The organism is Streptococcus sp. GMD6S (assembly GCF_000297015.1).
Window position 1 is genome coordinate 1 of the sequence record NZ_AJRH01000050.1, and the last position, 9,474, is coordinate 9,474.

Annotated in this window: 11 protein-coding genes; 9 read left to right on the plus strand and 2 right to left on the minus strand. The window is 40.0% G+C overall.

Going from position 1 to position 9,474, the window contains the following annotated elements; translation table 11 throughout:
- On the plus strand, positions 1-820 hold an 820-nt coding region (locus tag GMD6S_RS07230), incomplete at its 5' end, for a Cna B-type domain-containing protein (RefSeq protein ID WP_000596824.1).
- A 206-nt stretch (positions 821-1,026) separates the two neighbouring features.
- On the plus strand, positions 1,027-1,767 hold the full coding sequence (locus GMD6S_RS07235; RefSeq protein ID WP_000573484.1) for a class I SAM-dependent methyltransferase: 741 nt from the start codon (positions 1,027-1,029) through the stop codon (positions 1,765-1,767).
- A gap of 81 nt (positions 1,768-1,848) precedes the next feature.
- On the opposite strand, the gene GMD6S_RS07240 is transcribed toward GMD6S_RS07235, so the two are convergent.
- A complete protein-coding gene (locus tag GMD6S_RS07240; RefSeq protein WP_000525394.1) occupies positions 1,849-2,208 on the minus strand; it encodes a DUF3397 domain-containing protein in 360 nt (119 codons plus the stop codon).
- 91 nt (positions 2,209-2,299) lie between these two features.
- Here GMD6S_RS07240 and GMD6S_RS07245 point away from each other — a divergent pair, with 91 nt between their 5' ends.
- The 5 genes from GMD6S_RS07245 to GMD6S_RS07265 are packed head-to-tail and all read left to right on the plus strand — an operon-like array spanning position 2,300 to position 7,000.
- Positions 2,300-3,238 (plus strand): TIGR01212 family radical SAM protein, encoded by a 939-nt coding sequence (locus tag GMD6S_RS07245; protein ID WP_000867024.1) that lies wholly within the window; start codon positions 2,300-2,302, stop codon positions 3,236-3,238.
- Position 3,239: 1 nt separating this feature from the next.
- Positions 3,240-3,797 (plus strand): tRNA (mnm(5)s(2)U34)-methyltransferase, encoded by a 558-nt coding sequence (locus GMD6S_RS07250; RefSeq protein WP_000828424.1) that lies wholly within the window; start codon positions 3,240-3,242, stop codon positions 3,795-3,797.
- Positions 3,790-4,044 carry a hypothetical protein gene (locus tag GMD6S_RS07255; protein WP_000361100.1) on the plus strand — a complete coding sequence of 85 codons (255 nt, stop codon included), beginning with the start codon at positions 3,790-3,792 and terminating at the stop codon, positions 4,042-4,044. The genes GMD6S_RS07250 and GMD6S_RS07255 overlap by 8 nt, the downstream gene beginning before the upstream one ends.
- Positions 4,045-4,055: 11 nt before the next feature.
- The gene (locus tag GMD6S_RS07260) at positions 4,056-6,110 is read left to right on the plus strand and encodes a cation:proton antiporter (protein ID WP_000421608.1); all 2,055 of its coding nucleotides are present in this window, start codon (positions 4,056-4,058) and stop codon (positions 6,108-6,110) included.
- A gap of 29 nt (positions 6,111-6,139) precedes the next feature.
- The gene (locus GMD6S_RS07265) at positions 6,140-7,000 is read left to right on the plus strand and encodes a YihY/virulence factor BrkB family protein (RefSeq protein ID WP_000759518.1); all 861 of its coding nucleotides are present in this window, start codon (positions 6,140-6,142) and stop codon (positions 6,998-7,000) included.
- Positions 7,001-7,039: 39 nt separating this feature from the next.
- Here the strand turns inward: GMD6S_RS07265 and queA are convergent, their stop codons facing one another.
- Positions 7,040-8,068, minus strand: coding sequence for a tRNA preQ1(34) S-adenosylmethionine ribosyltransferase-isomerase QueA (gene queA / locus GMD6S_RS07270; RefSeq protein ID WP_001090174.1), 1,029 nt, complete (start codon positions 8,066-8,068; stop codon positions 7,040-7,042).
- Positions 8,069-8,213: 145 nt separating this feature from the next.
- Between queA and GMD6S_RS07275 the strand changes: the two genes are divergently transcribed.
- Entirely contained in the window at positions 8,214-8,921 is a 708-nt protein-coding gene (locus GMD6S_RS07275; RefSeq protein ID WP_000864607.1) for a glucosamine-6-phosphate deaminase, read from the plus strand.
- 154 nt (positions 8,922-9,075) lie between these two features.
- Positions 9,076-9,396: a hypothetical protein gene (locus tag GMD6S_RS07280; RefSeq protein WP_000923698.1), complete on the plus strand. Its 321-nt coding sequence runs from the start codon at positions 9,076-9,078 to the stop codon at positions 9,394-9,396.
- The last annotated feature ends 78 nt before the right edge of the window (positions 9,397-9,474 follow it).

Consider the following 9,474-nt stretch of genomic DNA (forward strand, 5'->3'; position numbering starts at 1 on the left):
TAAACTAATCAAGTATACTGTCAAAGAAGTGGTTGTGAAAGGATATACTTCAACAATCACCACAGAAAAAGAAGGTAAGTACACCATTACCAATGAATATACACCAGAAAAAATTGCTGTAAGTGGACAAAAGACTTGGATTGACAATAACGACCAAGATCGTATCCGTCCAGCATCTATCACAGTGAAGCTACTTGCGAATGGTAAAGAAACTGGCCAAGAAGCTACAGCCACAGCGGAAACAGGCTGGAAGTATGAATTTACTAATCTGGACCGTTACCAAAATGGTAAGCCAATCGAGTACACAGTCAAAGAAGTTGGTGTTCCTACAGTTTACACAGCTACTGAAACTGGTATGAATGTGACCAACACTCATACACCAGAGAAAACATCTGTAAAAGGTAAGAAAATCTGGAAAGGTGATGAAAACCATAAAGACGCTCGCCCAGCATCTATTACAGTTAAACTATTTGCCAATGGTAAAGATACTGGTAAAACTGCAATAGCTTCAGAAGCAAGTGGTTGGACTTATGAATTTACAGATCTTGATCGTTATCAAGAAGGTAAGGAGATTGCCTACACTGTTGAAGAAGTGAATGTTCCAGATGGTTATACAGCTTCAGTAGAAGGTTACAACATTACAAATACGCACACTCCTGAAAAACCAACACCTGGCAAACCAAATGAACCAGGTAAGCCTAAAAAAGGTGGGGAATTGCCTAATACAGGAAGCAAGTCTAACCAAGTGGCTCTAGTAGCTGGAATCGCCCTTCTTGGATTGGGAACAGGATTCTTGGCAAGACGCAAAAAAGAAGATTAAGTTTTTTAAACGGTATCTTTCACGAAATTTTGCAAGACAGTTTAAAAGTGGAAACAAGTGTCAATGGAAATTGGCACTTGTTTTTTTGTAACTAACCCTGGTTCTACTACCAGATACAAGTGGATAGTTGCCACTTACTAAAAAGCTATTGTTTTTGCGATGAATTCCACTATAATAGGTGACAAATAGAAAAGGAGATGTTGCATATGATTGAAACAAGATTACAAGATAAATTGAAGTCAGGTTTGGAGGTAGAAAATTTTCAAAAAGAAGTGGCTATCTATCTGTCTCTTAATCCAGATTATCTATCTGGAGATAATGCTAAATACATGACCATGTATAACCGTATGGCTCGTTGGTATGATATGAGTGAGAAATGGATAGGACCACTTCTCCACGGCAAGGCGATTGATAAGTTGAGAAGGGATCTGATGGAGGAAATAGAATGGAAAGATAATTTATCAGTTCTTTATGTCTCTATCGGGACTGGTCAAGACCTCCGTTATATCCCTGAGACAATTGACCTGAAAAGTTTAGACTTTGTAGGGGTAGATATTTCTATCAGTATGCTAGAAAAATGCCAGAAATCTTGCGCTAAAAAGACTAATTTGCAACTTTTCCATGCTTGCGCGGAGGATTTACCCTTTGCGGATAATAGTTTTGACATTGTCTACCATATTGGCGGAATCAATTTTTTCAATGATAAGGCCAAGGCTATGCAGGAAATGCTACGAGTGGCGAAGCCAGGAACCAAGCTTTTAATTGCAGATGAGACGGCTGACTATGTGGATCAGCAATATAAGAAAAATCATTTTAGTAAGGATTATTTTAAAGATGCTACTGTTGATTTGAGTGAAATTGAGAATGCTGTTCCAAGTGAAGTTAAGGAAAAGGAAATGAAACTTCTTTGGGATGGTAAATTCTACGCCTTAACATTTAGGAAATAAAAAAAGTATCTTGGTAGAGCTTAGAAAACAAGTTATGAAGATAAAAACATTCCCTTAGACAGCTGTCTGAGGGAATGTTTTTTATGGGAGCATCATCAATTCGACAATCATAGCAATATAGATGATTAAGGTAAGGAGAAAACCGGCTCTCCAGAAGAATTTGATGAATTTAGGGTAATAAAAACTTCGTTTTTTGACAAGGAAAAAGACTACAAGGAGGATTGCTAGGAGAGAAAGTGCGACTCCAAGTCGCGGTAGAAAGTTGTGGGTAAAGGCTTTAGCAGTAATCAGGTAATACTCGAATACCAACAGTGGAAAAGCTAGATCCGCGAAATTAAATCCTATTTTCCTAAGTCCGAAAAGCTTGGTGACAATAAAGCAAACCACCAAGGTTAATATCAATAATAAAATAGATGCTATTTTCATTAAAATCATACCCATATTGTATCATAAAAAAACGCTAAAGGAAATGAGAAACAAGGGAATTTGTTGGAAAGTCAGGCTTTTGAGATTGTAGGTGTTTTTTGTTATAATGAAAGTTATGAAATCTTATAATACCTTGAATGATTATTATCGAAAACTTTTTGGAGAGAAGACTTTCAAAGTTCCTATCGATGCGGGATTTGACTGTCCAAATCGGGATGGAACTGTAGCTCATGGGGGCTGTACTTTTTGTACGGTTTCAGGTTCTGGAGATGCCATCGTGGCACCGGATGCCCCTATTCGTGAGCAATTTTATAAGGAAATTGACTTTATGCACCGCAAATGGCCAGATGTTCAGAAGTACTTGGTTTATTTCCAAAACTTTACCAACACCCATGAAAAGGTGGAAGTGATTCGGGAACGTTATGAGCAGGCTATCAACGAGCCAGGTGTAGTAGGGATCAATATCGGAACACGTCCGGATTGCTTACCTGATGAAACAATCGAATATTTGGCTGAGTTATCGGAACGCATGCATTTGACGGTTGAATTGGGATTACAGACAACCTTTGAAGCAACCTCTGACCTGATTAACCGTGCCCATTCTTATGAATTGTATGTTGAAACAGTAAAACGCTTGAGAAAGTATCCCAAGATTGAGATTGTTTCCCATTTGATCAATGGTTTGCCCGGTGAGACTCATGAGATGATGATTGAAAATGTCCGTCGCTGTGTCACGGACAATGATATTCAAGGAATTAAACTGCACTTGCTTCACCTGATGACTAATACACGGATGCAGCGAGATTACCACGAAGGACGCTTGCAACTGATGAGTCAGGACGAGTATGTCAAGGTCATTTGTGACCAACTAGAAATCATTCCTAAGCATATCGTCATCCATCGAATTACAGGAGATGCACCTAGAGATATGCTGATTGGTCCTATGTGGAGCCTCAATAAATGGGAAGTGCTAAATGCTATTGAAACTGAGATGCGACGTCGTGGAAGTGTGCAAGGATGCAAGGCTGTAAAACAGGAGTTTTAAAATGAAAAGACCACTTGAGATGGCACATGATTTTTTAGCGGAAGTTGTGACAAAAGAGGATATTGTAGTGGATGCGACCATGGGTAATGGCCACGATACCCTTTTTTTAGCCAAGCTAGCCAAGCAAGTCTATGCCTTTGATATCCAGGAGCAGGCTTTGGAGAAGACGCAAGAGCGTTTGGATCAGACTGGAATGACAAATGCCCAGTTAATCTTGCAAGGTCATGAGACGCTAGACCAGTTTGTTACAGAAGCTAAGGCAGGGATTTTCAATCTGGGTTATTTACCTTCTGCTGACAAATCCGTCATCACACAACCTCAGACTACTATCGAAGCATTAGAGAAACTGTGTCATTTGCTTGTCAAAGGAGGACGGATTGCGATCATGATTTACTATGGTCATGAAGGAGGAGACACCGAGAGGGATGCTGTATTGGATTTTGTTAGCCAGTTGAACCAACAAGAGTATACAGCTGCCATTTATCGGACTCTCAACCAAGTTAATAATCCACCGTTTTTAGTTATGATTGAAAAATTAGAAAGGTATAGACATGGATAAACAATACCTTCGTGAGAAGCTTGAGACAATGCGCCAAAATTTTGTCGAGTCAACGCATCACGAGCGAGCAGTCGGGGTACTCGACGAAGCACATATGAGCAAGAAAATGCTTAAAATCAAGAAAAAATTAGTGGCTCTTGAAATGGAACGATGCCAGAAAAAAATTGAGCACAAAGACTGTTCTAAGATTGATCAGAAAATCCAAGAGCAAAAGGAGATTTTTGAATCTTGTTGTAAAAAAGATTAAGGAGGAATTGTGTGGAATTACTTATTTACTTGATTCTATTTTTATTTGTCTTAATCATTTCAACTACGACCAATAAACTTCTCCCTTTTTTGCCCCTTCCTCTTGTGCAAATCCTTTTAGGGATTGGGATTGGCTTATTTGTTCCCGATGCGGACTTTCATCTCAATACAGAGCTGTTTCTAGCCATGGTTATTGGTCCCTTACTTTTCCGGGAGGCAGAAGAAGCGGATATTACGTCCATTTTGAAGCACTGGCGGATTGTCGTCTTTCTGATTTTTCCTGTGATTTTTATCTCGACTTTAAGTTTAGGGGGCATGGCTCACTTCCTTTGGATGATCCTTCCTTTAGCTGCCTGTTTAGCAGTTGGAGCGGCACTTGGGCCAACAGATTTGGTTGCCTTTGCATCTCTTTCTGAACGTTTTCGTTTTCCAAAACGGGTTTCTAATATCCTAAAAGGGGAAGGACTCTTAAATGATGCTTCTGGTTTGGTTGCCTTTCAGATGGCTCTTGCTGCTTGGACAACAGGAACGTTTTCATTCAGCCAAGCAGGAACTTCCCTAGCACTTTCTATCTTTGGTGGTTTTGTAGTCGGTTTTGTGACGGCTATGGTCAATCGTTTCTTGCATAGCTTTTTGCTGAGTGTACGAGCGATAGATATAGCCAGTGAACTATTGCTAGAGCTAAGTTTGCCACTCATGACCTTTTTCATTGCAGAAGAGTTTCATGTTTCAGGGATTATCGCAGTAGTGGTTGCAGGTATTTTGAAGGCCAGTCGCTTTAAGAAAATTACGCTCCTTGAGGCTCAGGTAGACACCGTGACGGAGACCGTCTGGCACACCGTGACCTTTATGCTAAATGGATCAGTCTTTGTTCTCTTGGGAATGGAATTAGAGTTGATAGCAGAGCCGATTTTGTCTAATTCTCTCTACAATCCCCTTCTTTTACTGATTTCAGTTGTCGTTCTGACATTCTTGCTTTTTGCGATCCGCTTTGTCATGATTGCTGGTTTTTACTTTGTGAGGACGCGTCGACTTAAGAAAAAAATTCATAAGTACATGAAAGATATGCTTCTTTTGACCTTCTCTGGTGTCAAAGGGACAGTATCTATCGCGACCATTCTCCTCATACCAAGTCATTTGGAGCAGGAATACCCTCTCTTACTCTTCCTTGTAGCAGGCGTTACACTATTGAGCTTTCTAACAGGTTTATTGGTCCTCCCTCACTTATCTGAAGAACAAGAGGAAAGCAAGGATCATTTGATGCATATTGCGATTCTGAATGATGTAGCTGCAGAATTAGAAAAAGAACTGGACCATCACAAGAACAAACTTCCTCTTTATGCAGCTATTGATAATTACCATGGTCGGATTGAAAACCTCATCCTTAGTCTGGAAAATAAGAGAGTCCAAGAGGACTGGGAGTCCCTCAAGCTTCTTATCTTGAGTATTGAGAGTGACGGTTTGGAGCAAGCCTATGAAGAAAATAGAATCAGCGAGCGTGGCTATCGAGTTTACCAACGTTACCTAAAAAACATGGAGCAGAGTATCAATCGGAATTTCGCTTCTAGAGTGACTTATTACTTCCTAGTTTCCTTACGGATACTGCGCTTTCTACTCCATGAAATGTTTACCTTTGGCAAAACTTTCCGTAGTTGGATAAATGAAGAATCTCGTAAACTACTAGCAGTTGACTATGATCAGATTTCAGAGTTGTATTTGGAAAATACAGAGTTGATTATCGAGAGTTTGGAAAACCTAAAAGGGGTTTACAAGAGTTCTCTGATTAGTTTTATGCAAGAATCTCGTCTACGCGAGACGGCCATTATCGGAAGTGGTGCCTTTGTTGAGCGGGTTATCAATCGCATCAAGCCAAACAATATTGATGAAATGCTACGAGGCTACTATCTCGAACGTAAGGCAATCTTTGAATACGAAGAAGCTAAACTGATAACAGCCAAGTATGCCAAAAAACTACGCCAAAATGTGAATAATTTAGAGAATTATTCTCTGAAAGAGGCCGCAAATACTTTACCTTATGATATGCTAGATTTAATCAGAAGAACTTAGATGATGAAGAAAATGACGGAGGATGGAACATGAAAAAGTGGTGGAAAGAGCTGATGGACAGGCCCTTATTGAAAGCTTTTTTGCATTATTATCAAGCATCTGATAGTGAGTTGACCAGTGTTGCGGTTGCCTACTATTGGTTGATTTCAATCTTTCCTTTGCTAATGATAATGGTCAATATTTTGCCTTATTTTCAGATTCCAGTCTCAAATTTCTTACTGACAATCAAGGAATTCTTGCCTGATACGGTGTATGATGTGGTTGCCAAGATTGTACGAGAAGTTCTGACTCAACCATCAACTGGTTTGCTGAGTTTTGCCGTTTTATCTGCCCTCTGGACCTTTTCGAAATCAATGGATTTCCTCCAAAAAGCTTTTAACAAAGCCTATGGGGTGACCAAGAGTCGAGGAATTATCTCCCATCAGTTGATGAGTCTACTTGTTAGTTTCGGCTTGCAGATACTTTTTGCCTTTGCCTTGTTTTTGAGTATGTTTGGTCGTATGTTGCTCAACCTCCTCAAAACTTACTGGCAATCAGACAGTTCGCTATTCTCCTATCTGCAAGACTTTACAGGCCCTCTGGTCTATGCCTTGATCTTTGCCATTCTGGTTATGATTTATTACTTCCTCCCAAAAGTAAAAGCACCACGAATCCGCTATGTTTTGCCAGGAAGTGTCTTTGTCTTGCTAACTCTTATCTTTTTATTGAATATCTTTTCTGTCTACGTAAATAGTTATGTCAATCATCTGGTTGATGTCCGATTTTTCAGTTCCATTATCGTGGTAGTCATGATGTTCTGGTTTATTCTCATTGCAAAGATTTTAATTATCGGAGCAGTTATCAATGCAAGTGTTCAGAGTTTGAAAGATCCAAAGTTTGGTATGGAATAATTAGAAAAATCCCTATTAGGTTTCCTAATAGGGATTTTCTTAATAGATAAACATGGCATCTCCAAAACTGAAGAAGCGGTAGTGTTCTTGGATGGCATGGTGATAGGCATCTAGGACTAAGTCACGACCGGCAAAGGCAGAAACTAGCATGACAAGAGTTGACTTGGGTAGGTGGAAGTTGGTTGAAAAAGCATCTACAACCTTCCAGTCGTAGCCTGGTTTGATAAAGATATTAGTCCAGCCAGAATCAGCCTGGATTTGCCCATCAAACTTGGAACCGATGGTTTCCAGTGTGCGGATTGAAGTGGTTCCTACAGCGATGACGCGACCTCCATTTTCCTTGACTGAGCGAAGGGTGGCAGCTGCTTCATCAGAAAGTTGGTAGAACTCCGAGTGCATTTCATGTTCGTCCAGATTGTCAACAGAAACAGGTCTAAAGGTTCCTAAACCAACGTGGAGGGTCAAATAAACCAAATGGACACCCTTGGCTTGGATTTCTGCTAGCAGTTCTTTGGTGAAGTGCAATCCAGCAGTCGGTGCTGCAGCAGAGCCACTTTCTTTAGCGTAAACCGTTTGATAACGTTCACGGTCATCTAGTTTTTCGTGGATGTAGGGTGGTAGTGGCATTTCACCCAGACTTTCCAAAACTTCTAGGAAAATTCCTTGGTATTCAAAGCGGACAATGCGGCCCCCGTGGGTCAATTCTTCCGTAACGACAGCGCTGAGGCGACCATCTCCAAAGCTGACGCGAGTACCGACCTTGAGGCGTTTGGCTGGTTTGGCGAGAACCTCCCACTCATCACCAGCAGTATTTTTGAGCAGGAGAAGTTCCACATGGCCTCCAGTCTCCTCTTTTTGACCATAGAGGCGGGCAGGGAGAACACGGGTGTCGTTCATGACAAGGGCATCACCAGGTTCCAGCATGTCGATAATGGAGTGGAAGTGTTTATCCTGCATTTCTCCCGTCTCGCGATTAACGATAAGGAGTTTGGAGGAATCTCGTTTTTCAAGGGGCGTTTGGGCAATCAATTCCTCAGGTAAGTGGAAATCAAAATCAGCTGTATTCATTTTTCATTATTCTTTCTAAGTTCTAATCTTATCCATTATAACATGTTTCAAGTTTAGACGCTCTTTTTTTAGAAATTAAATCGTTTTCACTTGACAAAAATTGGTCTATACCATATAATGAATATAGAAATATGGAGGATATAAAATGAAAGTTATAAAAGTTGAGAATCAAGTCGAAGGTGGAAAAGTTGCTTTTGAGATTTTGAAGGAAAAATTGGCCAATGGTGCTCAAACATTAGGACTTGCGACAGGAAGCAGCCCGCTTGAGTTTTACAAGGAAATCGTTGAGAGTGACCTTGATTTTTCAAATCTGACTAGTGTGAACCTTGATGAGTATGTAGGGCTTGATGGGGACAATCCACAGTCTTATCGTTACTTCATGCAGGAAAACTTGTTCAACCAAAAACCATTTAAAGAAAGCTTCTTGCCACGTGGTGTTAAGGATAATGCTGAAGAAGAAGTAGAACGCTATAATCAAATTTTGGCTGACCATCCAGTTGATTTGCAAATCTTGGGAATTGGTCGCAATGGACATATCGGCTTTAACGAGCCAGGAACTCCATTTGATAGCCAAACGCATCTAGTAGAACTTGATCAATCTACCATCGAAGCCAATGCACGTTTCTTTGACAAGATTGAAGACGTTCCAACTCAAGCCATTTCAATGGGAATTAAAAACATCTTGGATGCCAAGTCAATTATTCTCTTTGCTTACGGTGAGTCGAAAGCAGAAGCCATTGCCGGAACAGTGTCGGGTCCAGTGACTGAGAACCTCCCAGCAAGCAGCCTACAAAACCACCCTGATGTGACTATTATCGCTGATGCTGAGGCGCTCAGCCTGCTTGAAAAATAAAAATTACAAGAACCACTTGCTCTTTGGAGTGAGTGGTTTTTTTCTAGCTTTCATGAGTCAATAGAAAGAAGTGGTATAATAGATTGGTAGAATAACTAGATCTAGTTAGGTCCAATTTTTACTATTTTATGATATACAAGGAGAGAATGAAAGTATGCTATTAGAAAATAATCTGATAAAAGACAATATACGAGCTGAAAACAAAAGCTTTCTCTATTATTTACACGAGGAAAAAGTATTTGATTCGCACTCGCTGGCTGATTTATGTCGCTACGTAGAAAAGCTCGATTCTATTAGTATAGATCAGATGAGGGATTTGCATTTTATTGAAAATCAAATTCTTTGTCATCTGGTATATCATTTTGATAGCAATGACTTGAGTAAGATTTCAAATCTTCCTGATGAATATTGGGAATATATTGAGCCTTTTGAACAAGCAGTAACAAAGTTGTATGATTTGATAAAGTATAGGTAAGAAAGTAATTAATAAACTGGAAAATAGGAATAAATGTAGGTTTCCTCTTGACAATTATTCATTTTGCATGTAAAATGG